The sequence below is a fragment of the Clostridium sp. genome (genome assembly GCF_018372875.1).
Classification (GTDB): Bacteria; Bacillota; Clostridia; order Clostridiales; family Clostridiaceae; genus Clostridium.
The window spans coordinates 109,324-131,867 of the sequence record NZ_JAHAIF010000001.1 but is presented as its reverse complement, the minus strand read 5'-3'; the positions used below and the strand labels follow the sequence as shown (position 1 = coordinate 131,867).

25 protein-coding genes are annotated in these 22,544 nt (G+C 28.9%); 4 read left to right on the top strand and 21 right to left on the bottom strand.

Going from position 1 to position 22,544, the window contains the following annotated elements; all coding sequences use genetic code 11:
- Nucleotides 1–131: 131 nt before the first annotated feature.
- Genes KIB46_RS00645 through KIB46_RS00625 form a run of 5 tightly spaced genes read right to left on the bottom strand, consistent with a single transcriptional unit; the run spans nucleotide 132 to nucleotide 5,427 of the window.
- On the bottom strand, nucleotides 132–989 hold the full coding sequence (locus tag KIB46_RS00645) for a hypothetical protein (protein WP_291669999.1): 858 nt from the start codon (nucleotides 987–989) through the stop codon (nucleotides 132–134).
- A 12-nt stretch (nucleotides 990–1,001) separates the two neighbouring features.
- Nucleotides 1,002–2,336, bottom strand: coding sequence for a TIGR03111 family XrtG-associated glycosyltransferase (locus tag KIB46_RS00640; protein WP_291669997.1), 1,335 nt, complete (start codon nucleotides 2,334–2,336; stop codon nucleotides 1,002–1,004).
- Entirely contained in the window at nucleotides 2,336–2,899 is a 564-nt protein-coding gene (gene xrtG / locus KIB46_RS00635) for an exosortase family protein XrtG (RefSeq protein ID WP_156561857.1), read from the bottom strand. The genes KIB46_RS00640 and xrtG overlap by 1 nt, the downstream gene beginning before the upstream one ends.
- Before the next feature lie 5 nt (nucleotides 2,900–2,904).
- The gene (locus KIB46_RS00630) at nucleotides 2,905–3,261 is read right to left on the bottom strand and encodes a 6-carboxytetrahydropterin synthase (protein ID WP_156561858.1); all 357 of its coding nucleotides are present in this window, start codon (nucleotides 3,259–3,261) and stop codon (nucleotides 2,905–2,907) included.
- 15 nt (nucleotides 3,262–3,276) lie between these two features.
- Nucleotides 3,277–5,427, bottom strand: a complete 2,151-nt coding sequence (locus KIB46_RS00625) for a family 2 glycosyl transferase (RefSeq protein ID WP_291669993.1) — start codon at nucleotides 5,425–5,427, stop codon at nucleotides 3,277–3,279.
- Between the two features lie 242 nt (nucleotides 5,428–5,669).
- On the opposite strand from KIB46_RS00625, the gene KIB46_RS00620 reads away from it, so the two are divergent.
- From KIB46_RS00620 to KIB46_RS00610, 3 genes are read left to right on the top strand one after another with little or no spacing between them, the layout of a single operon-like run.
- Nucleotides 5,670–5,945 carry a spore coat associated protein CotJA gene (locus tag KIB46_RS00620; protein WP_291669991.1) on the top strand — a complete coding sequence of 92 codons (276 nt, stop codon included), beginning with the start codon at nucleotides 5,670–5,672 and terminating at the stop codon, nucleotides 5,943–5,945.
- The gene (locus tag KIB46_RS00615; RefSeq protein ID WP_291670008.1) at nucleotides 5,917–6,186 is read left to right on the top strand and encodes a spore coat protein CotJB; all 270 of its coding nucleotides are present in this window, start codon (nucleotides 5,917–5,919) and stop codon (nucleotides 6,184–6,186) included. The genes KIB46_RS00620 and KIB46_RS00615 overlap by 29 nt, the downstream gene beginning before the upstream one ends.
- A gap of 14 nt (nucleotides 6,187–6,200) precedes the next feature.
- Nucleotides 6,201–6,779 carry a manganese catalase family protein gene (locus KIB46_RS00610; RefSeq protein ID WP_156561860.1) on the top strand — a complete coding sequence of 193 codons (579 nt, stop codon included), beginning with the start codon at nucleotides 6,201–6,203 and terminating at the stop codon, nucleotides 6,777–6,779.
- A 41-nt stretch (nucleotides 6,780–6,820) separates the two neighbouring features.
- On the opposite strand, the gene KIB46_RS00605 is transcribed toward KIB46_RS00610, so the two are convergent.
- From KIB46_RS00605 to KIB46_RS00585, 5 genes are all read right to left on the bottom strand, one after another.
- Nucleotides 6,821–7,201 carry a RidA family protein gene (locus tag KIB46_RS00605; RefSeq protein ID WP_049177940.1) on the bottom strand — a complete coding sequence of 127 codons (381 nt, stop codon included), beginning with the start codon at nucleotides 7,199–7,201 and terminating at the stop codon, nucleotides 6,821–6,823.
- Nucleotides 7,202–7,220: 19 nt separating this feature from the next.
- Nucleotides 7,221–8,441 (bottom strand): threonine ammonia-lyase, encoded by a 1,221-nt coding sequence (gene ilvA / locus KIB46_RS00600; protein WP_291669987.1) that lies wholly within the window; start codon nucleotides 8,439–8,441, stop codon nucleotides 7,221–7,223.
- 161 nt (nucleotides 8,442–8,602) lie between these two features.
- Nucleotides 8,603–9,961: an FAD-binding oxidoreductase gene (locus tag KIB46_RS00595; protein WP_291669985.1), complete on the bottom strand. Its 1,359-nt coding sequence runs from the start codon at nucleotides 9,959–9,961 to the stop codon at nucleotides 8,603–8,605.
- Entirely contained in the window at nucleotides 9,954–10,463 is a 510-nt protein-coding gene (locus tag KIB46_RS00590) for a hypothetical protein (RefSeq protein WP_156561863.1), read from the bottom strand. The genes KIB46_RS00595 and KIB46_RS00590 overlap by 8 nt, the downstream gene beginning before the upstream one ends.
- 34 nt (nucleotides 10,464–10,497) lie before the next feature.
- Entirely contained in the window at nucleotides 10,498–11,055 is a 558-nt protein-coding gene (locus tag KIB46_RS00585) for a DUF6512 family protein (protein WP_291669980.1), read from the bottom strand.
- 124 nt (nucleotides 11,056–11,179) lie between these two features.
- Here KIB46_RS00585 and KIB46_RS00580 point away from each other — a divergent pair, with 124 nt between their 5' ends.
- A complete protein-coding gene (locus KIB46_RS00580; RefSeq protein WP_291669979.1) occupies nucleotides 11,180–11,695 on the top strand; it encodes a nitroreductase family protein in 516 nt (171 codons plus the stop codon).
- A gap of 17 nt (nucleotides 11,696–11,712) precedes the next feature.
- Here KIB46_RS00580 and KIB46_RS00575 read toward each other — a convergent pair whose 3' ends face one another.
- The 11 genes from KIB46_RS00575 to codB form a co-directional block, all read right to left on the bottom strand.
- Nucleotides 11,713–13,926 carry an AAA family ATPase gene (locus tag KIB46_RS00575; protein ID WP_291669977.1) on the bottom strand — a complete coding sequence of 738 codons (2,214 nt, stop codon included), beginning with the start codon at nucleotides 13,924–13,926 and terminating at the stop codon, nucleotides 11,713–11,715.
- Nucleotides 13,927–13,937: 11 nt separating this feature from the next.
- A complete protein-coding gene (locus KIB46_RS00570) occupies nucleotides 13,938–14,237 on the bottom strand; it encodes an ATP-dependent Clp protease adaptor ClpS (RefSeq protein ID WP_156561867.1) in 300 nt (99 codons plus the stop codon).
- Nucleotides 14,238–14,454: 217 nt separating this feature from the next.
- On the bottom strand, nucleotides 14,455–14,811 hold the full coding sequence (locus KIB46_RS00565; RefSeq protein ID WP_291669973.1) for a VanZ family protein: 357 nt from the start codon (nucleotides 14,809–14,811) through the stop codon (nucleotides 14,455–14,457).
- A gap of 54 nt (nucleotides 14,812–14,865) precedes the next feature.
- A complete protein-coding gene (locus tag KIB46_RS00560; protein ID WP_291669972.1) occupies nucleotides 14,866–16,119 on the bottom strand; it encodes an FtsW/RodA/SpoVE family cell cycle protein in 1,254 nt (417 codons plus the stop codon).
- Nucleotides 16,110–16,529, bottom strand: a complete 420-nt coding sequence (locus tag KIB46_RS00555) for a PadR family transcriptional regulator (protein ID WP_156561870.1) — start codon at nucleotides 16,527–16,529, stop codon at nucleotides 16,110–16,112. Before KIB46_RS00555 ends, KIB46_RS00560 begins: the two co-directional genes overlap by 10 nt.
- A 9-nt stretch (nucleotides 16,530–16,538) precedes the next feature.
- Nucleotides 16,539–17,075 carry an RNA polymerase sigma factor gene (locus KIB46_RS00550; RefSeq protein ID WP_291669965.1) on the bottom strand — a complete coding sequence of 179 codons (537 nt, stop codon included), beginning with the start codon at nucleotides 17,073–17,075 and terminating at the stop codon, nucleotides 16,539–16,541.
- Between the two features lie 438 nt (nucleotides 17,076–17,513).
- Nucleotides 17,514–18,425, bottom strand: a complete 912-nt coding sequence (locus KIB46_RS00545; RefSeq protein WP_291669963.1) for a DUF2935 domain-containing protein — start codon at nucleotides 18,423–18,425, stop codon at nucleotides 17,514–17,516.
- Nucleotides 18,426–18,545: 120 nt separating this feature from the next.
- Complete coding sequence (locus KIB46_RS00540) at nucleotides 18,546–19,169, bottom strand: hypothetical protein (RefSeq protein WP_291669961.1); 624 nt, start codon at nucleotides 19,167–19,169, stop codon at nucleotides 18,546–18,548.
- Entirely contained in the window at nucleotides 19,159–19,677 is a 519-nt protein-coding gene (locus KIB46_RS00535; RefSeq protein WP_291669959.1) for a hypothetical protein, read from the bottom strand. Before KIB46_RS00535 ends, KIB46_RS00540 begins: the two co-directional genes overlap by 11 nt.
- Before the next feature lie 129 nt (nucleotides 19,678–19,806).
- Complete coding sequence (codA, locus tag KIB46_RS00530) at nucleotides 19,807–21,072, bottom strand: cytosine deaminase (RefSeq protein WP_291669957.1); 1,266 nt, start codon at nucleotides 21,070–21,072, stop codon at nucleotides 19,807–19,809.
- 12 nt (nucleotides 21,073–21,084) lie between these two features.
- Nucleotides 21,085–22,320 carry a cytosine permease gene (gene codB / locus KIB46_RS00525; protein WP_291669955.1) on the bottom strand — a complete coding sequence of 412 codons (1,236 nt, stop codon included), beginning with the start codon at nucleotides 22,318–22,320 and terminating at the stop codon, nucleotides 21,085–21,087.
- Nucleotides 22,321–22,544: the final 224 nt, after the last annotated feature.

Here is a 22,544-nt window from a genome sequence, read left to right as displayed (position 1 = left end):
AGAATTCATGGTTCAATAGGTTATATCACCCCTCAAATGAAAGAAGATCAATTTAAAAAATTTTCATAAAAATGTGTCCAAAATATTGACCTAGGTCCAAAATAAAGAGAAACTGCTAAGCAATTTCTCTTTTAAATATCTTCATCACTATTCTTATTTTTCCTTGTAGTTATTCCTAAAACAGTTACTAAACCAAGTGCTAAAGCAAATACTGGTCCTGTTGATCCACTGGTTATAGAAGTCATTATAAAATCACCAGTTGGATACTTATATAAATCAGTGCCTAAAACAAGATTGAAGTTTGTCCCACCATCTTCTCCCATAACATGTTCTAATGGAATTCTTAATTCTGCTGTATACTTGGAACCACTATCTTCTTTAACCCAGTATCCTTGTTCTTTAAATAAATTTGCATTATGATTTAAAACCTGAATTCTATACGGCTCCGCTGATGTTAGTTTTTCTATATTTATATTATAAGCTTTAACCCCTTCTTTATCATTTTCCAAGGTGCTTATACATTCAGTACTTTTATCTCTATTATTATAATTTTCATAAAACTTATTAAAAGTACTTTCATTAGTGACTAACCAAGCTCTTATATGAGTTACAGGCATAGTATCCGTGTCTAATCTCAAGTATAAATATGGCTTTCCATCTTCTTTATCCCTCTTATCAATATAATACTGATATCCTAAAATATTTTCTGAATGGTTCCCATACTTATCCTCATCTTCAAAATATGGCATGTTTGTCCAATCACTAAAATCACCATCTAGTGTTATCTTCCCACTTTCCTCTACCTCATCTATTTCCTTATTTTGAAAAGCATTGTTAAACTCTTTTTCTACCTCTAGTCTCTCTCTCTTTCTTTCTTCAACTACTTTTTGTTCTTCTACCATATCCAATTCATCAGCTTTAACTAAAATTGGATTGATAAATATAGATAAACAAATGGACATTAACAAAATCTTCCTTAACCTTATCACTGTACTCCCTCCTTATCTATTTTTATCCCTTTTTCCAAAAGAAAAAACAGCTTTAACCCCTAGTTTAATTTCATCTACAATCCCAACTGCATTCCATGAAGATTCAGGACTTAAAGAATATATTACTCCACTAATTCTAAAAAATGAAAGTATTAATCTATATAGGGGCATAAAAATAAATATAAGTATATTTTTCAAGGTATATTTACGTACTTCTTTTAAGTCCCTCAGCAAAACTGCTGAAATTAATATAGATAACATAGAAATAATTGAATACGCTATATATATTATTAAATTAACTAACACTATTGTTTCAATAGGAAGGCCTATAACCCCTAAATATATTACGGCCATAATCCATATTAACTTTGGAAAAGTCATTGTATGGTCACTAATCGTCATTTTCCATAAAGATTTCTTACTTCCTGTAACCTCTTTATCTAAAAAAAGTGAAACTACCTCTAAGGCTCCCCTCTGCCATCTACTTCTCTGAATAGACAACCTATTAAAATCTTCAATAGGTGATGTAAAAAACACTGCTTCCTTACAATATGATACGACTCCATTTTGGAATAATAGTATTTGCTGAGTCATATGTGCATCCTCTCCTAATGTATCAGCATTATACATTTGAGATTTGAAAGCAACCTCTCTCTTTATAGCAGATATTGCACCTGCCATAGTAAATAATTCATTTGTGCTACTTTGATTGTTTCTTCCTATAAAGAAAACTTCTAAATACTCCATAAACTCGCACTTTTGTACCAACTTGTTTATTATACCTTTTGTTTCTTTTATCTCATTCTTATCTATTATTACACTTCCTGTGATTGCACTAACTTCTTTATTATAAATAAAATGTTTAACTATACTTTCAATAGAGTTTCTACTCATGTATCCATCACTATCAATATTAATTATATAAGCCCCATTTGAATAAAATATGCCTGCATTTAAAGCGCGTGCTTTTCCACAGCCTGATTTATACCACCACATCTTCACATGGTGATATTCACTTTGAAGCTGCTGAAAAACATTATAACTATTATCTTTACTACCATTATCCACCATAATTATTTCAATTTTATCTATTGAGTAAGTTTGGTTTATAACAGACTCTACACATCTTTTTAAAGTTTTTTCAGAGTTATATACTGGAATAATTACTGAAACTAATGGCTCAAACTCCAAAGTTGATTTCTTTTCATTCTTCTTATCCCCTCTTTTAAATATATAAATTATCATTATCCTTATGCATCTATAAACACCTAATAATAAATCAAATATTGTGGGTATAAACAGCCAAATTCCTAAGAATATTGTCCTTCCCAAGAATGTATACTCCATTATTCCACCACCTTACATTTATTAATATGAAACTTTGAAAGAGTGAAATAATACATGCATATCATTATTATATAAAAGAGTAATTTACCTAGTATTAAATGTACAAAATCAAATACTCTATCTCCAAAGTATTTTAGCGCTATTATCATTAAAGCCATTCTTAAGACATTAGCAAGCATTATTGTAAAATTCCCCAATACAAATTTTATAGTTTTCGCCTTGAAGTCTTTAATTGGATAGAATATAAGTATACTTGTAAACACAAGAACTTCTATAACTCCACTACATTCATAGTTAATAAGTATATTCTTTATAATCTTTGGAGTTCTAACTATTATAGAACTATTTTGATAAAAAACATCTAAGTCTGTTATAACATTTTCAAATAAGGATAATATTCCAAACTGTACCTTCATAATAATTTCTTCTATAATATCCCTAAAGAAAAAAATACCTATTGTAAATAACCCAAAACTTCCTAGAATAAATGCTAAAGTATTTAAGCTATTTGACTTAAGTCTATAATATATAAAAATCCAAATACAAATAACTATAATAACCATCTTTCTTACCTTTCTAACACAAAAGTTCTTGATGGATTTTCAGATATTTTTAAACTTGTTAGTAAATAGCCTGTCCCATTTAATGAGTGATTTATTATTTTCCATAAAACCCTACATATATTTTCAGTAGTTGTATCTATTCCTTGGAATTCTTTCTCATCATTTAGAACTTTATCATCGAATTTATTTAAAATTTCATCAATCTTCTTATCTATTACTCTAAAACTAATCATTTCATCACTTTCTACTTTAACATCTAGCTCTAGTTGCCAATTGTGAGGATGAATAATAGATTTTTTTCCATCTATAAATACATAATGTTTTGCATTTAAAAAATATTTAAGTATATATTTCTCCTTCATTTATCTTACCTCACTTTACTGTAGTTCTTCTCCTATTTTAGACATTGCATCTTGTAAAATATAATATGAAGATTTCAGCCTTTCGTGATATGTTGGAATCTCCCATTTAGCCCACTCATATCTCTTCAAATCTATTTTATTACTATTGTCAACTCCATAAATATATGTTCCTATATTTATCCCTTGTATTTCTAAAGGTTGAATACCACCAACTTTGTAAAAATCATCCATTACACATTTAGAGGATGGATCCATTACATTTAGTAATTGCCATGGTATTCTAATCTCTATAACATTCTCATTTATATAAAAATCAGCCAAAGAGTTATAATCATCATCCTTCGGATTTCCATTTCCATATGTTAGTTTTCCTGTTTCTTTTTTTCTTAAAGGAATGTCTTTATTATCCTCTGGTAAATGTATAGGACCACTTATACATAAATATATAGGATTAAATTTAGAGGAATCCTTCCCTTCTTTATTGGTCTCACCCCCACTATATTTTCCTCCATAAGAATAGCTAAATACATCATAATAACTTTGAACTTTAATTGTAGAATTATCTTTTCCATTAATATCAATAATAAAATCTACACCATCCTTAAAAGTAATGTCATCATATGTGCTACTTCCTGAATTAGGTGTAGTATCTATTGGAATTACTAAATGTTCATTTAAAAAGTTTATGCTGTCATTACCCTTAACCATAAAATAAACATACTTCTCATCACTATTTACATAAGTAGAATATTTATCATTCTCTATTAATGCCGTTCTACTCTTCCAGTCCTTTATTTTTCCATCTATATAACAAACACTTTCTTCTGATCCTGGATCAAAGGCTAAAAGTCCAAAGTTTTGCTCGTTAGTTTGTATATTAGACCAATAAGCTCTTCTTCCAGCTATATCATAATCCATGGTATTCCATGTTCTTTTAAACCATTCGTCTTGCCATGAGAATACTATTCCACCTGCATAACCTGTATTATAAATATCCTCCAACATTGAGCTGTCCATTTCTCCTTGAGATTTTTCATCTAGCCCTCCTTGGTTAAATCCAGTATATATATTCTCATGAGTTATCCCTCTTGATGATGGCACCCCAAATTCTGCTACTAAAACGGGCATAGTGTGCTCCTTAATTAAATCTTCTAAATAGGCTTTATATGGATTTACATTTCCATCCTCATCCTCATACTCCCTATACTCCTTTTGATAAACCAATGCCTCTGGGTAATAAGGATATACATGATATGATGCAAATATTCCTGACTTAAAGTTCTCATTAGCCTTTATATTATTAGGATTTACAACTTCACTATCCTCTTTTTCATCTGGTTCATTTGAATGTTCTAATAAATCTGTTGTAACCCAATTAGTAAAGCTTATTGGAACTTGAGTATTATATTTATCTGTCTCATAACTTATGGCTTTATCGCCTAACTCACATAAAAAACTTTCAAAAGGACTAGCATTATCACTTGTATATAAATACTTTCCTTTAAAATCTGACTTGCCTACATTTAATTTATCAGTATTATTAACGAATTCAGGATCCCACTCTATTCCTAAAATTAATCCCATTAAATAAGGCGATATATCACTAGTATACTTCCCTGATGCATGTCCTGCTTTCTCTTCTATTTCTGCTTTACCATGAATAACATCAATCAATCGATTTATTTCATCTAGGGTAGTATCCTTTATAATAGGATCAAATGCATTTAATTTAGAATTGATATCGTCTTCATTTATCCATACTCCATGTAATAAATAAATAGTATTTTCAGATTTCATGTTATGCTCTAAAAGCGCTTCATAGAACTCAGGAGTTTGAATTGTATATACTCTTATTGTATTTGCATTCATTTCTCCAATATAACGAAACCACCTTAAATACTCCTCTTTTGTTATTGCTAATTCCCCAGGAAATGCACCTGGTTTACCAACTCCTATATTTACTCCCTTTAAGAACTTTTTATTAAACTTTTCCCCATCATAAACTGTAAAGTATTTATCATCTAATTTTGTATAGTATTTAACACCATCTTCAAAAGCTATTGGCTTATTATTTTTATCATTTGTACATGCTATAAAATTCATGCCTGATAATAAAACACTAGCAATTATTATCAAACTACTTGCTCTTTTAACAAAGTAATTCATACTAGCCCCCTTTTGCAATAATCCTCTTTTATTCTATTATACTCTTACCCTTATTATCCTATATTTGCTCTATAAATAAGTCAAGGACTATAGTCCCTATAAGTGACATATAGTAAAAATATTATTAAAACTTTACTATTATTAAACTTTTTATCAATTTTATAATTTACTTTCCATTCACAATTCGTTCTTTTTCTGCATAAATTGATTTTAGATAAACATTTACGAGGGGATAAACAATTATGTACTATGAAAGACATTGCATTGATTGTAAGGATTGTATAAAAGATCCTGCAAATCCAAAGTGCAACACTGCTTGTGCAGATAAAAAGAAAAACTGTTATGAAAACTATAAAACCTTTGCTCCAAAAATTTATGGAAAAGCTTATATAGTATGCCAACCTTACGAAACACTATTTGATCTAGATGATGCTATTCATGCTGGAACAATCTTTAAGAATATGTATGATCCATACTGCAACGTTAAATATGCTAAAGGGGGAAAGTCTTGTGAATAGAAAAGAATGTTTAGAACAATTTATGAAACTACAATTTTTTGCTGTTGACTTAAACCTCTATTTAGATAACTTCCCTTGTTGTTCAAAAGCTCAAGAAGACTACAAATTTATTTCCAAACAACTAGATAAAGTAAAATGCGAGTACGAAGAAAACTTCGGACCACTAACTAACTTTGGTTCAGCTTATGTAGAAAATCCTGAAAAGTGGATAGATACACCTTGGCCATGGGAAAGAATGTAAGGAGGAAATAGATTATGTGGTATTATGTTAAAACTTTGCAACATCCAGTTAACTTAAAGTCCAAAGATCTTAGGATGGCACAACTTTTAATATCTCAATATGGTGGACCAGATGGAGAATTAAGTGCTGCGCTTAGATATCTTAACCAAAGATATTCGATGCCAACTAATAAATCTAAGGGATTATTAACTGACATTGGAACAGAGGAAATGGCTCATGTAGAGATGATAGCTACTATGGCTAATCAATTAATGGAAAATGCTTCTATAGATGAAATTAAAGCTGCAGGCTTAGATGGACACTATGTTGACCATGGAAAAGCTTTATTCTATACAGATGCTACAGGCAACCCTTGGACTGCAACTTATATACAAGCTAAAGGTGATGTAATTGCTGATTTACATGAAGATATGGGTGCTGAACAAAAAGCTAGAGCAACTTATGAATGGTTAATAAACCTAACAGATGATCCTGATATCAAAGAAATTTTAGGATTCTTAAGAGAAAGAGAGGTTGTTCATTATCAAAGATTTGGTGAAGCTTTAATGGATGTACAAGATAATGTTAAGCCTATGGACCTATACTGTAAATAATAAAAAAAGGTGCGAAGAAAATCAAATCCTCGCACCTTTTTTTATTTTATTATAGCTATTGCCTCTATTTCAACTAATGCATCCTTTGGTAATCTTGCTACCTCTACACAACTTCTTGCAGGAGCATTTTCTTTGAAATATTCACCATATACTTCATTAACCTCTCCAAAATCATTCATATCTTTAATGTATACTACTGTTTTTACCACATTTTCTAATGATGTTCCAGCAGCCTCTAAAATAGCTTTTACATTTTCTAAAGATTGTTTTGTTGCAGCTTTTATTTCAGTAACTAACTCTCCTGTAGAAGGATTTAATGGAATTTGACCTGATGTAAATAACAAATCTCCTACCTTCTGTGCTTGTGAATATGGCCCTATTGCCTTAGGTGCTTTTTCTGTAAAAATAACTTCTTTATTCATCTTATTATCCTCCTAGCTTCTATTCATATATCATTGTAGGCTTAATTGATTTTGGATTATATCCATTATCCTTTAATGATTTAATTATCTTTTCTTTATGCTCATGTCCAAATGTTTCCATGGTTATTATTAATTCCACTGCGCTACTTCTATTTATACTTACAAATTGGTTATGTTCAAGTTTAACTATATTTCCTTGTGCATCAGCTATAACCTTTGAAACATTAGTTAATTCCCCTGGCTTATCTGGTAATAATACAGATACTGTACATATACGCCCTCTCTCAATTAATCCATGTTGCACTAATGATGAAAATGTAATAACATCCATATTACCACCACTTATTATTGGAACAACTTTTTTCCCTTTGCACTTTAGATGTTTTAATGCTGCAACTGTTAGAAGCCCTGAATTTTCTGCTAGCATCTTATGGTTTTCAAGCATATCTAAAAATGCACCTATAAGTTCATTATCATCAATTGTTATTATCTCATCTATATTTTCTTTTATATATGGAAATATCTTGCTTCCAGGAGTTTTTACTGCTGTCCCATCTGCAATAGTTTCAACTTTAGGTAATGTAATAACATGTCCCTCTTTTAATGAAACCTCCATACAATTAGCACCAGCTGGTTCTACTCCTATAACTTTTATATTAGGATTTAATAATTTAACTAGGGTAGATACACCTGAGGCTAGTCCACCTCCTCCTATTGGAACTAAAATAATATCAACAGTAGGTAGTTCTTTTATTATCTCCATAGCAATAGATCCTTGTCCAGTTGCTACATCTAAATCATCAAATGGGTGAATAAATGTATATCCATTCTCTTCTGCTAGCCTTAAAGCATAACTACATGCTTCATCATATACATCACCATAAAGTATTACTTCTGCTCCATAAGCTTTTGTTCTATTAACTTTAACTAAAGGTGTAGTTGTTGGCATAACAATTACTGCCTTTACCCCATAGGACTTTGCTGCATATGCAACTCCTTGAGCATGATTTCCAGCTGATGCAGTTATTAATCCTTTATTTCTTTCTTCATCTGTAAGAGTACTTATCTTATAATAAGCTCCTCTTATCTTATACGCCCCTGTTTTTTGCATATTTTCAGGCTTAATATATACCTTATTACCTGTTAAATCCGAATAAAAATCACTATAAACTAGCTTTGTTTGTAAAATTACTTTTTGTACAACTTCATAAGCTTCTTCAAACTTTTCTAATGCCATCATATTCCAAATTCCCCTTTTATTGCTTTGCTAAAATATACTAATATAATATCATTTGTAATATTTATGTCAATAAAAAATTGAATGGATATTTACCAAAATAAATATTCACCATCTCATGCTAAAAATAATAAAGGAAGCTGATATTACACCAGCTTCCTTTATTATTTTTTAATAGAAATTCCTTGTGGAAATCCAAAAATATTTTGTGGATCATATTTCTTCTTTATTTCTCTTAATCTATTAGTATTTTTACCAAAATATTCTCTTTCATAATCTCCTAACTCTGCATATGGAAAATTAATAAAAGAACCTTCTGTCATTGCAATTATATTCTTAAATTTATCTACAACCCATGCCCTGTTAGCCGGTGCGTATTTAGGCTCTTCCCATACAGACTGAAATCCCATTATAAAGTTAGAATTTCTAAAGGCAAAAGCAGTATCTTCACTACTTTTGTCTCTTACAGCTCCACCTAATCCATAAAATGATACTGCTGCATAATATGCACCTTTAGCTCTATCATCTACTAATTCTATTATTTCCTTAATCTCTTTTTCTGAATAATCTCTAGACACAAATCTTCCTGAGGATTTATACTTTTCATAATCTGGATGACTATCTTGAATCTTTCTATTAGCATCTAAAACAGTAGTGTAATCTAAAGAAAATTCTCCAAAGCTTGGAATTCTTTTAAATGGTTCAACTATCTTTTTAGCTTCTTCCTTATCCCCATAGAACAATCCAGTAAGCTTTATTCCTTTTCCTTTTGTTTCTGAATTATATATTCCCAGCTTAAAATTAGCTCTTCTATCCAAATTCTTATATTCCTTTTGCCACATCTTTATGAATTCTATCTTCTCTTCTAAATCAATATTAGGAAAATCCATGTTTATTAATGTAACCATATCAATTTTTTTAGGAATATTAAAAGTCATTGATACTACTACACCAAAATTTCCTCCTCCTGCACCTCTACAAGCCCAGAACAAGTCGCTATTTTCCTCCTCATTTGCTACTAATAAGTTACCCATATAGTCAATTAACTCAAGTTCTACCAAACTATCACAAGACAATCCTAATAATCTAGTAGAATATCCCCAGCCCCCTCCAAGTACTAGTCCTGGAACTCCTACTGTAGGACATCCTCCTCCAGGGAATGGATACCCTTTAGATCCTGTTGCTTCATAAAGTTCTCTATTTCTAACTCCACCTTCAATCTTTACTTTTCCTTTATCTTCATCTATGTAAATATTATTCATTTTACTAACATCAATAACTACTACATCATTTCCTGTGGAATAGCCTTCATAGTTATGACAACCTGATCTAATTCTTATTGGAAGCTCATTTTTTCTTGCCCAAAGAACTGAATTTCTAACATCATTTTTTTCTTTGCAATAAATAATTACAAGAGGATATTTCTCTATAGCCCTATTCCAACTCATTCTGCTCTCTTCATATGTAAAATCATCCCTTGTAACAACATCTCCTGTTAATTCTTTGAAATTATATTTAATCATTAGTAACACCCCTATTTAATAATATAATATTTTCATAATCATTATTGAAATCATTATGGTATACCTTCATATTCTTAATTATATCAGGTATTCCATTTTTAAATTCTAAAAGACAAATTCCTTTATGATATTTATTTATACATTTATAAGGAAGTAAAAACCAATCATGTATTATAGCTTTTATTTCTACATTTACCTCTATCTCTTCACTTTTATCTAAATTTCTTAAAGTATTAAATCTACTGCCAACATAAATATCTTCCTCTAGTATATTAGTAAAGATAAATATAAAATTCTCATTATATTGTATCTCTTTAAAGTCATTAATGCACCTTTCAAACTCTTTATAATATTCCCCTTGCCCTTTTTCCTTCATAACCCTTTTAGGAAAGATTTCATTCTTATATCTATTATAATAACCATCATCACCTTTAAAGGTTAATCCCATAATCTTTGGTCTTAAGTCTCTTGGGTTTAATTCTTCTAAAAACTTAGTCTTCATTTTTATACTCCCATCCATCTTCTATATATATTTATTAATACAAATAAATTCCTCTAAGTCCAGTAGTTGAATCAATAAAAAGTGGAATATTAGGTGGATTAAATGTGAAGTAAGTAAATAAGACTATACCAAGGAACAAAATAAACAGCGAAAAATAAAATACTACTTTATTATATTTATAATTCTCGTAACACTTTAATCCAATTAATTGACCTATAAAAACTCCCAGTATAAGTGAAAATATATCAAGCACTAAGTTTTGTATTCCAAAGGCACCTGTATAAGTATAGAAAAAAGTAATTATTATAATAGGACTTATAATTATAGATATGGTCATAGACATAATCCACTTTCTTATATCTATATACATTTTTCCGCGGTATATAAAATATCCCATCCCCCACCATAATACCGTAGGATAAAAAGCTAATTTTAGATGTTCCCATATACTTTCATTTATTGGTGTAAAAATTCCTACAATATTTATATTTCCACTAACCCCATATAAAAAGTGACTTAATGATGAAATAATAACTATAGCAATAACGCCGTACAACATGTATTTTTTTATTAAGTATGATTTATTGAACATATACTCTCCTTAATGTTAATTTTTTTATATTATATGAAAAGCTACATTTAAAAGTATATCTATTTATAAATTCTTTATAAGTAAGTGATATAATATATTTAATTTGAAATTAAGGAGCGATTATATGTTAGAACTATTAAAAAATAGAAGAAGTATAAGAAAATATAAAGATACACCTATTGAAAAATATAAAATAGATAAATTAATAAAATCAGCACTTCTTGCACCATCATCTATGAACAAAAAGCCAGTAGAATTAATAGTAGTAAATGAAAAGTCTACTTTAGAAAAACTTGAAAAGTGTAAAAACATGGGGACACTTGCTTTGAAAACTTCCCCTGTTGCTATAGTTGTAATTGGTGACTCTTCAATAAGTGATGTTTGGATAGAAGATGCTTCTATTGTTTCAACCTTAATTCAACTTGAAGCTGAAAGTCTAGGACTAGGATCTTGTTGGATACAAATGAGAAATAGACAAGGTGAAAATGATAATTCAGAAAAAGAAGTAAGAAATGTATTAGACATACCAGATAATTATGGTGTACTAAGTATAATTACTTTAGGCTATAAGGATGAATCAAAAACACCTTATGATGAAACCTCATTTAACTTTAATAAAGTTCATTACAATAAGTTCTAATTTAAAGGTGATACAGATTATTGCTGTATCACCTTTATTTCATTATTTTCATATTCTATTGTACACTTACCACCATTTTTTAATTTTCCAAAAAGAATTTCATCTACAAGTAGAGATTTAATTTCTTTATCTATAACTCTTATTATCTCTCTTGCACCATATTCTTCACTAATTCCCTTATCCTCAAGGAAATCTATACAAGAATTTTCCCAACTTAAATCTATTTTCTTTTCCTTAAGTTTGTCTTTTAATATATTAAGTTGTTTTATAACAATATTTCTACTCATTTCTTTATTTAATGGATTGAATACAACGATCTTACTTAATCTGTTTCTAAACTCTGGAGTGAAAATTTTCTTAACCTCTTCTGTTATTCCTTCCCTAGTAACCTCTCTATCTCCAAACCCAATTAAGCTTTTTCCAACATTACTTGCCCCTGCATTTGAAGTCATTATAAGAATTACATTTCTAAAGTCCGTTTTTCTCCCCTGGTTATCTGTTAATGTGGCATAATCCATAACTTGAAGAAGAATATTAAATATATCACTATGGGCTTTTTCTATTTCATCTAGTAATAGCACACAATGAGGATTCTTTTTTACGCTATCTGTTAATAGTCCTCCCTCTTCATACCCTACATACCCAGCAGGTGCTCCTATTAACTTAGCAACAGTATGTTTTTCTACATACTCACTCATATCAAATCTTATAAGTTCTATATTTAAAGTATTAGCCAGAGTTTTTGCAATTTCAGTTTTACCAACTCCTGTTGGTCCTACAAATAGTAAACTAGCAACAGGTTTATTATCATCATTAAGTCCTGCCCTTGAAAGTTTTATGTTCTTTACTACTTCTTTTATTCCCTCTTCTTGACCAAATACCTGTGATTTTAGTTCATCTTCTAACTTGCCTAACTTTTCAATTTCATCTATTTCTACTGTTTGTTTTGGTATATTACAAATTTTAGATAAAACCTCTTCTATTAGTTTATTATCAACAGTTTGAACCTTCTTTTTTAATGGATGCATTACTCTATAAGCACCTGCTTCGTCAATTAAATCAATTGCTTTATCAGGTAAATATCTTTCATTTATATACTTATGGCTTAATTCCACTGCATGTTCTAATGTGCCTTTAGAATATTTTACTCCGTGATAATCTTCATAATAACCTTTTAAACCCATTAATATCTTTATAGTTTCTTCCACTGAAGGCTCTTTTATATCTATGTTTTGAAACCTTCTAAGTAAACTTTTATTCTTAGAAAAATGCTTATTAAACTCATCATAAGTTGTTGCCCCAATTACTCTTATCTTACCTTCTGTTAAGTATGGCTTTAACATATTAGATACATCAAAGGTTCCCCCGTTAATTGCTCCAGCTCCAACAATATTATGAATTTCATCTATATAAAGAATTGGATTAGAATACTCTGCTACTCCATCCATAACCATTTTAAAACGCTTCTCAAAATCTCCTCTGTATTGAGTTCCTGCTAAAAGCCCACCTAAATCTATTGAAAATATTTTAGAATCCCTTAACTTATCTGGAACCTTTCCTTCATTAATAAGTCTTACAAGCCCAAAGGTAATGGCAGTCTTCCCTACCCCTGCCTCACCTATGTGTATAGGATTATTCTTATATTTTCTACATAAAATTTGCATAGTTCTTTCAAGTTCTAATTCTCTACCTATAAGGGGAGAATACCCATCTACTATATCATTTAAGCAGGTTACATAAGCTTTCCATCCTTCATCCTTTATTTCTTTTTTCTTCCCATCTTCAGCTATAACCTCTTTATTTACTCTTTCTTCCCCCTGCAAATCACATAACTCATATAAAAGATCAGTCCATTCAACTTGAGACAATAGATAATAAGCAGCGTAGCTATCTTCTAAATTTATAATACCATCTAAAATATGAGATAACTCTACCACATCTCTATTACTAGCTTCAGCTCTTGATGTTGAATATAAAATCACCTCATTAAAAGAATAACTTCCTTGAGGTTCATGTCCATCAATAATACTTATATTCTCATCTATATATCCTTGTAAATCCTCACGTAATTTAATAATATCTCCACCAACATTATTAAATACTCTTGCAAACCCTTCATTAAATGTTATCATATATAATAAATGTTCTGGAGTTATATATTCATGATTATTTTCTTTGGCATAATTTATAGCTTTAACAACTATTCCTTCTACTACTGCAGATAGTCTCATTTTCTTTCCTCCTATGCAACTTCCATAGTAACCTTAAATGGAAATCCCTCTTGTCTTGCTAATAATGTAGTTTCTTCTACCTTGCTTCTTGCTATATCATAAGAATAAGTACCTACCATGGCACTACCTCCCTTATGTACCTTTAGCATTAAATCATTAGCTTCCATTTCATTTTTATTGAATATATTCATTAAAACAAATATAACAAACTCCATTGAAGTAAAATCATCATTATGCATAATAACTTTATATCTTTTAGGTTCTTTCACCTTAACCCTTGTCTTCTGAATTGTTGATGTACTAGCTCCCATAGTACCCCTCCTACATACAATCTATCTTATATTATAATAGTAAAGTTACTATAAAAGTAATTTATTTTCAATCACATTTATACATTCTATGGTAACATAACCTAAGAAAAGACTTGGCCACAAGCCAAGTCTTCTTTACTATTTTTTTATTTTATAGATTCCTATTAGTAAAAATATTATATTTCTTTGTAGGTGCATAACTAACACATCTCTTACTCTAAAATTCTATTCTTAAATCAACTTTTTTATTAATCACCTTATAAATTATAAACCCAATCATTCCACCAAGAGTATTCAATATAATGTCGTCTATATCACAAGATCTAAAATTTCCAAAATACATAGATATATACTTAACCACCTCTATAGATAATGATACCAATGCACAAGTAATTACTGTTGATTTAAAACTTCTTAGTCTTTTAAAACACATTGGTAGGAATATACCTAAAGGTAATAATAAAAGAATATTTCCAAGTATATTTTTAATCCAAAATCTAACCATATAACTCTCCATTCCTATTGGCACTTCATATATATCTTTTATAGTATTAAAAACTGGTACAATATTCATAGATGGCTCTCCTATATGACCACCTATCACTAAGCAAATTTCATTTCTAACATATTAATACTCTCCCCTTAATTTTTTCCCCTTATATATATTCATTATAATTCCAATCCCAAGAAAGCTTATTATTATATTGGAAAGTCCATAACTTATAAAAGGTATTGAAATAGAATAAAAGTTCAAAATCCCAAAATTATATAAAAACCCTAATACATATTGACATGTAAATATAGTTGATATTACAATAATTAATCTTTTTCCGTAGATATCACATATCTTCTCGCTAATCTTATATACAGAAATAATTAAAAAGAGAACTAAAGATAGTACTAATATTCCAAATGCCCATCCAAAACTGTATATTAATGATGCTATAATACAATCTGAGATATTGTAAGGAATTATATCTAGATTAACTCCCGTTCCTTTCCCTATAAGCACTGATGACTCTAATAATTCTTTTGTAATATTATGTAAATAGCTATCATAATTATTCTGACTATAGATTAAAATTAAAGCTATTATAAAGATAAACATTAACCCAAAAGTAAGTTTTCTATTTTTAGTACTTATGTATAATAAAAAACTCAATGTTACTGTATATACTATTGCTACTCCTAAAGAATACTTTAATATCATCAAGAAACCTAAGGGAATAAAGCTTAAAATCAATCCATAAATCATTCCTTTTTTTGTATCCCATTTAATATCTTTAAAAATTCCTACTAATGAAATTAAGAATATATTAACTGCTAAATCTCTTACATTAATAGATATTGGTCCAATATTAATCCAACTATTAATATTATTTACAGGACTATTAAATAAAAGCAAAACCATAAATAGCGCTATTGATACTATATATAAATGCACAGACTTATTTTTTATTTTTCTATAGTCAAAAAATGATATTAATAGAAATACACCTATTCCTAAAGTTATATAAATAATCATATTATTTATAAAAACATATTCATTTGCAAAATACCTATATGCACTCTCTCTTAATGAATACATAGTAATTATCCCCGTTATAATTAGTAAGCTAACTGTAATTAATATTCTATAATTAAACTTCTCCTTATGAACCTTGTTTAATTCTTCTCCTAGGATATCAGAACTTCCCATATCTCTTAATGCTTTTTCTTCTGCTATTTTTTCACTGTCACCACATTTAATATAATCCTTTTTCTTTTCTTCTATGTGAGCATATAATTCTTCCTTAATTTGATTGTGTGCTCTCTTACTTTTAATCTTAAGGCAAACAGACTCTAAATATTTAATTATATTCTCTTCTCCCTTTACTTCCATCCCATTCCCTCCAAGTTCAACACTCTTTTAGTGCTTTTATTATAATCAGTACTCTCCTCTTTTTTAGATATATACTCTCTTCCTTTATCAGTTAATCTATAATACTTTTTATTAATCTCATCCTCTATCCAATAAGAAGTAAGTAACCCTTCCCCCTCTAGTCCATGAAGTATTGGATATACTCCTCCTTCTTTTAAGGCAAAACTCCCCCTAGATTTAATTTCAATTTCCTTCAATATTTCATATCCATACATATCTTTTCTGCCAATCAAAGTTAATATCATAATATCTATATCACTGTTTCTATTTATTCTTTCTTCATGAACCCTTTTTAAAATACTACTTAGTATTTCCTCTTTAGAAATTAAGTTTTCATCTATGGATTTCTTTATTAAATCTTTTTTATTCATAATTATCACCTACAAATTAAATTCCTTATTTATTTCTTTCATAGTTCTATAAAGTCTATTTTTTACAGTAGACTCATTAACCTTTAATATATTAGATATATCTTTTATCTTTAAATCCTTGTTAAAATATAAAATAAATATTTTAAGAGTTAATGAATCCTTGTCCTTTAAATAATTCCATATAGAATCACAAAGCAGCTTTTCATCATAGTTGTGCTCCATCTTTAAATCTGTCTTTAAATTAAGAAACTCTTCCTCGCCTTCTAATGAAAAAATAGGAATAAAATTTCGACTCAGTTTTAAAATACCGTAATGTCTATACACCTCGTTTCTTGCAATCCTAATAAGATACTTTTTATAATCTTTTATATTTTTATTTGATAATGCTCTGTAAAAGTTTAGATATGTATTCTGTACTAAGTCTCCTACATCATCTATATTCCTGCATTTTGATAATATATATTTAAAAATATCTTCATAGGTTTCGTTATAAACTGATACTAATATATCTTCTGAACTTACTTCACTCATAACTTTAATCTCCACGCGCCTTCCCACCCTTCACTTATAATGATGGTAGAATTATATATTTAGTTTCATTATAAAATAAAATTGTGATAAAATATTATTTCATATTATAAAATCCTAATTAAGGATAGAAAAGTCAGCTCCTAAACTTTGTGCAGATAGAATAAACTATACTCTTAGAGATATGTATAACAATGAGATAATTACTATTGAAGATATAAAAAAATAATAACCTTAGAAGACTTTTTAAAGGATGACAATTATTTATTAACTATTTTAATGTCCTCAAGATACTCTGAAATAATTAATTTACTAAATTCTATTTCTCCAAATACAAAAGTAGTAGAAATTTATCTTCATACATTAGACAGATAAATGAAGACGCAATCAAAAAGTCCCTTAAGGGATCTTATATAAAAATAGAAAGGAGTTAGTCAATTGGCTAACTCCTAAAGGCTATTTATTATATTTTTTTAAAATTCTTATATAATGATTAGCTTCTCTTATAACATGGTCAGAAAGAAGAGGCAATATTATTGATCTAATTTTACATTCTAATATTCCCTTTGTTCCATCCTTCTTAAAATCTCTTAGCTTAATAGTTTGTGATAAAGTATCATCAGTAACACTTAACTTTGTATCATCTGTAATACTTTCAGCTCTCTTTATTAACTTTTCAAATTCATTAGCAAATTTATTTGATTTAACAATTAATTCATTTTCACTAGGATCTAGTAAACCTCTAATAAACAACGCATGTTCCATCATAATCTCATCCAAAAATAATTCTGTTTTTCTAATATCGCTCTTTTCTATATCTTTATTATTTTCTAATTCTTTTATGTATGCTCTATAGGTCTTTGCTTCCTCTATTAAATGTTCATTGAACATTGGATAGTTTAGTGTAAATAGTTCGCAACATAAAACATCACTTAATATCTTTATCTTAAACTCAATTAATCCATCTAGTAATTTTATAGCTCTATTATTTATATTCTTTATATAACTTATAATTCTGTCATTATCATTTTTCTTTACTTTACATTCAAGCTTATTTTCCATCAAGGTAATTTTAGTATTTATATCTATTCCTGTATAATATTTTGTTTTCTTTTCTGCATCCAAAGTATATTTAGTAATAATTTCTCCAGAATCTAATAGCTCTTGTCCAATTCGCCCATTACTTACTTTTACTACATCCTGTAATATCTTTTCAAACTTAAACTTATAGTTATCAGCTATCTTTGCTAACTTTTTATTTTTATCAGTAAATCCCACCTCTAAAAATATTGAATGTTCTTTCATAATTCTAGCCCAAAAAAGATGCAATTCTAGTGATAAGTCAATGTACTTTTCCTTACTTATCATAATTCTCCTCCAAATAATTTTCTTATAATATATTTATTGAAAAATCTTATTTTTGTGTTAAGAAATAAAAATAAAAGTAGCCTAACTCTACGTTAAGCTACTTTTATTTTTTGTATTGTTTTATAATATAAGCCCCAAAATAGTTGCAACAATCAATAATCCATAAACCTCTAAAAATAGTTTAAATAATTTCTTGTTACTAACGCCCTTATATTCTTTCACTTCTAATTCCATGTTCTTATCCTCTATATAATGGATAAATTCCTTTTCTTCAATAGGCAAAGATTTACTTGGAATAAATATATCTTCCTTAATATCTCTTAACTTAATAATTAATCCAGAATGGATCTTTATTATCTCAGTTATTGATTTAAGTGGTGCTTCAATATATGAATGTTTATTTTCTCTACATATTGTACATTCATCCATTTTAAAAGAGTATATAGTATCAATATCAACAAATTGCTTTTTATATTTTTTCATACCTATCTTTTTTCTTAATAAACATATAAGAATTACTATAACTGTTATTCCTAAAAATAATAATAAAATAGCTGTAGTAATATTAGATGCAAATTTATATTTATTAAAAAGCTTAAATACGTTTATAAATACCAGTATATACCCTAATAACTTTACACAACAGGACATATAGATTTTATTAACCACCGCACTACCTACCCTATAGTTAATATACTCCCTATATTCAAATTCATTTTCAGAAGGTGAAAATTTAAAATTCATTGTAATACCACCTCACCTCTTTATATTTTTCTATATCAGAAATTAGCACATCTCTTTCAACATTAAAACCATCAAAAGTCATAATACGGTTTAATACACAAGAATTTTTACTAACAAATATTATATAGCCATCATATATTCTAACTTCTTTAATTCCTTCCCATGAAATTTCTATTAATGTTTCATTCTTCTTAATAGTAAGTCCCTTTTCATTAAAATTAATTTCAATTTCTCCATGGGATTTCTTCAAGTCTATAACTACTTTATTTATATACTTTCCATATATCGTTACCCCTAAAATTATCTGTAGTACAATTAAAGCTAGAAGTATGTATATAGGATAAGATGTTTTTAAAAACATATCTTTAGTAGCAAAATAAAATAACAGAGCTAATATTATATTCACCATAGATCCCATTGATACTATAAGCGGAATCAAAAATTTTCCATGAGCTTTTTTAATCATATTTATACTATTGGGATCTGTTAACTGTTTATATGAATACACTATATCTCCCCCATCCATAAATTCTCTTATTATTTTTATTGTACAATATACTTTCAATTATAACAATTAATACCATTGATGCTTTGTTTTAAAAATTAAAAGAGCTAGCATAAACTAGCTCTTTTAGTATTATCTTTTAAAAGTAATTTCTTTTTCCTCTTCTAAATTTATAAATGATTTACTTGGCAATGTTTTAGCTATTACTCTACCTTCTCTTATAGAGTATAAAACTTCTGCTCTTCTTCTTACTGCATCATAACCACTTTCAGCGTTTAGTAAAATTAAATTACCTGGCTTACCTATTTCTATTCCATATTTATCTTCTATATTTAATGTTCTTGCACTATTAGTTGAGATAAACTTTAGGGATTCATTTATATCATCATATCCCATCATTTGACATACATGTAACCCCAAATGAACTACTTCTAACATATTTCCTGTTCCCATTGGATACCATGGGTCAAAGATATCATCATGTCCAAAGCATACATTAATTCCTGCTTCATCAAGCTCCTTAACTCTAGTAATACCTCTTCTCTTTGGATATGTATCAAATCTTCCTTGTAGGTGAGTATTAACTAAAGGATTTGAAACAAAATTTATTCCTGACATTTTTAAAAGTCTAAATAACTTATAAGTATAAGCATTATTGTATGATCCCATTGCAGTTGTATGACTAGCTGTTACCTTGTTCTTAAGACCTGTTTCTAAAGCTCTTGTAGCTACAACCTCTAAGAATCTTGATTGTTCATCATCAATTTCGTCACAGTGAACATCAACTAATACATTATATTTTTTTGCTAATTCAAAAATCTTATTTATAGATTCAACTCCATACTCCCTTGTAAATTCAAAGTGAGGTATAGCACCTATTACATCTGCACCTAGCTTTATAGCTTCCTCAACTAGTTCTAATCCATTTGGATATGAAAGAATTCCTTCTTGAGGAAAGGCTACTATTTGCAATGTAACATAATCCTTAACTTCTTCTCTTACTTCAACCATTGCCTTTAAAGCAACTAAACTCTCATCTGTAACATCAACATGTGTTCTTATGAATTGAATTCCGTTTGCCACTTGCCACTCTATTGCCTTTTTAGCTCTAGTTTTTACATCTTCTTTAGTTAAAAATTCTTTTCTTTGAGACCATCTTTCAATTCCTTCAAAAAGAGTTCCACTTTTATTCCACTCAGGTTCTCCTGCTGTTAAAGTGGTATCTAAGTGAACATGTGGTTCTATAAATGGAGCAGATGCTAAAGCTCCATTTCCTTCTATAACCTCTTCCCCTTCTAATGCTTCTAAACTTGAATCTATTTCTTTAAACTTTTCGTCTAAAATTCTTATATCAAATGATCCTTCTCTATCTAAAAGTCTAATATTTTTGATTAACATATTATCATCACCTTATTTATTAGTTATTTTTGTTCCTACTACATAAACTAACATTGTTGTTATAATTGCGTTTAATGCTATAACTCCTATTGTAACAACATTTGCAACTATAAATCCTGCTAAGAAGGATACTATAGCCACCCAGTTTATATTTTTGAATTCTGTTTTTTCTATAGTATCATACTTTCTTTTCTTTACAAAGAAGTAATCTGCTATTAATATTCCACCTACTGGAGGTAACATTGAGTTTAAGAATGTTAAGAATGCTGTAAAGTTATTATTTAACCATATTGCACCTACAGTTCCTATTAGCCCTCCTATGATTACCATATGTTTCTTAGGTAATTTTGTTATATTTGAAAGTCCTAATGCAGCTGTATATATTGCATTATCATTTGTTGTCCATATATTTAAACCTAGTACCAATATTGCTGGTATTACTAACCCTTGTGAAAACATAACATCTGCTATATCTGAATTTCCTGTAACCATTGCTCCAACTGCTCCAAACAAGAACATTAATGAGTTACCTATAAAGAATGCTATTACAGTTGTTGAAACTGCAACCTTCTTATTCTTTGAGAATCTTGCAAAGTCTGGCGTAGCTGTTCCTCCACTTATAAAAGATCCTACACATAATGTTACAGCTGTTACTAATGCCATCTTAGTTGTTGGCTCTATATTCATTAATCCTTGAACTCCACCAACTGAATTTGTTGCCATTATAGCTGATGTACTACCTAATATTGCTATGGCTGGTACTGCTATTGCACTTAATATTGTAAGTGACTTCATACCAAAATAAGCTGTTGCTGTCATTAGTATTCCTGTAATTGCTACTAATAAGTATAGATTTACATTAAATCTATTTGCTACTGGTATTGCAAACATTGCTATTCCAACACCAAACCAACCTATTTGAGTAATACTTGTTACAAATGATGCTAAATATGAACCCTTTTCACCAAATGAATACCTAGCAAGTAAGTGCATTGAAAGTCCAGTGTCAGCTCCTATATAAGCTAATGCTCCTGTATAACAAGCTAGTATTAAATTTCCTATGAATACTGCTATAAAGAAATCCTTTAGTGGTAAGCCTGTCCCTAAATTCCCTCCTGTTAACATACTCGCTGAGAAAAATGTAAATCCAAGCATAACCACAAACATTGAAAAGAAACCTTTCTTATCTTTTTTATGCACATGCTCCAATGCATAATCACTATCATGATTTTTTGTCTTTTGTTCCATTTTTTATCCTCCTAAATTTTATATTTAGGAAAACCAGTACTCATATTTAAAAGAAACGACCTTTCTTTTGTAGAAAGGTCGTTTCACTTAATAAAAAGATATACACCCATGTATCTTTTCATTTTAACTGTGCCGTATAATTTCGACCTTATTAATCTCTCTGGATTTAATTTAAAGGACTAGTTTTCTTGGATTCATTATATATCTATTTGTCGAATTCAGTC

Bases quoted from the DNA above. Each gene is read 5' to 3' on its own strand.
- KIB46_RS00595 (WP_291669985.1), bottom strand. From the start codon at position 9,961: ATGATTAAATATAATTTCAAAGAATTAACAGGAGATGTTGTTACAAGG.
- codA (WP_291669957.1), bottom strand. From the start codon at position 21,072: ATGTTAATCAAAAATATTAGACTTTTAGATAGAGAAGGATCATTTGAT.
- KIB46_RS00585 (WP_291669980.1), bottom strand. From the start codon at position 11,055: ATGTTCAATAAATCATACTTAATAAAAAAATACATGTTGTACGGCGTT.
- KIB46_RS00620 (WP_291669991.1), top strand. From the start codon at position 5,670: ATGTACTATGAAAGACATTGCATTGATTGTAAGGATTGTATAAAAGAT.
- ilvA (WP_291669987.1), bottom strand. From the start codon at position 8,441: ATGATGGCATTAGAAAAGTTTGAAGAAGCTTATGAAGTTGTACAAAAA.
- KIB46_RS00570 (WP_156561867.1), bottom strand. From the start codon at position 14,237: ATGGGAGCTAGTACATCAACAATTCAGAAGACAAGGGTTAAGGTGAAA.
- KIB46_RS00590 (WP_156561863.1), bottom strand. From the start codon at position 10,463: ATGAAGACTAAGTTTTTAGAAGAATTAAACCCAAGAGACTTAAGACCA.
- KIB46_RS00625 (WP_291669993.1), bottom strand. From the start codon at position 5,427: ATGAATTACTTTGTTAAAAGAGCAAGTAGTTTGATAATAATTGCTAGT.
- codB (WP_291669955.1), bottom strand. From the start codon at position 22,320: ATGGAACAAAAGACAAAAAATCATGATAGTGATTATGCATTGGAGCAT.
- KIB46_RS00615 (WP_291670008.1), top strand. From the start codon at position 5,917: ATGCTAAAGGGGGAAAGTCTTGTGAATAGAAAAGAATGTTTAGAACAA.
- KIB46_RS00630 (WP_156561858.1), bottom strand. From the start codon at position 3,261: ATGAAGGAGAAATATATACTTAAATATTTTTTAAATGCAAAACATTAT.
- KIB46_RS00610 (WP_156561860.1), top strand. From the start codon at position 6,201: ATGTGGTATTATGTTAAAACTTTGCAACATCCAGTTAACTTAAAGTCC.
- KIB46_RS00575 (WP_291669977.1), bottom strand. From the start codon at position 13,926: ATGAGACTATCTGCAGTAGTAGAAGGAATAGTTGTTAAAGCTATAAAT.
- KIB46_RS00540 (WP_291669961.1), bottom strand. From the start codon at position 19,169: ATGAATTTTAAATTTTCACCTTCTGAAAATGAATTTGAATATAGGGAG.
- KIB46_RS00560 (WP_291669972.1), bottom strand. From the start codon at position 16,119: ATGGAAGTAAAGGGAGAAGAGAATATAATTAAATATTTAGAGTCTGTT.
- KIB46_RS00545 (WP_291669963.1), bottom strand. From the start codon at position 18,425: ATGATAAGTAAGGAAAAGTACATTGACTTATCACTAGAATTGCATCTT.
- KIB46_RS00565 (WP_291669973.1), bottom strand. From the start codon at position 14,811: ATGAATATTGTACCAGTTTTTAATACTATAAAAGATATATATGAAGTG.
- KIB46_RS00555 (WP_156561870.1), bottom strand. From the start codon at position 16,529: ATGAATAAAAAAGATTTAATAAAGAAATCCATAGATGAAAACTTAATT.
- KIB46_RS00605 (WP_049177940.1), bottom strand. From the start codon at position 7,201: ATGAATAAAGAAGTTATTTTTACAGAAAAAGCACCTAAGGCAATAGGG.
- KIB46_RS00640 (WP_291669997.1), bottom strand. From the start codon at position 2,336: ATGGAGTATACATTCTTGGGAAGGACAATATTCTTAGGAATTTGGCTG.
- KIB46_RS00580 (WP_291669979.1), top strand. From the start codon at position 11,180: ATGTTAGAACTATTAAAAAATAGAAGAAGTATAAGAAAATATAAAGAT.
- xrtG (WP_156561857.1), bottom strand. From the start codon at position 2,899: ATGGTTATTATAGTTATTTGTATTTGGATTTTTATATATTATAGACTT.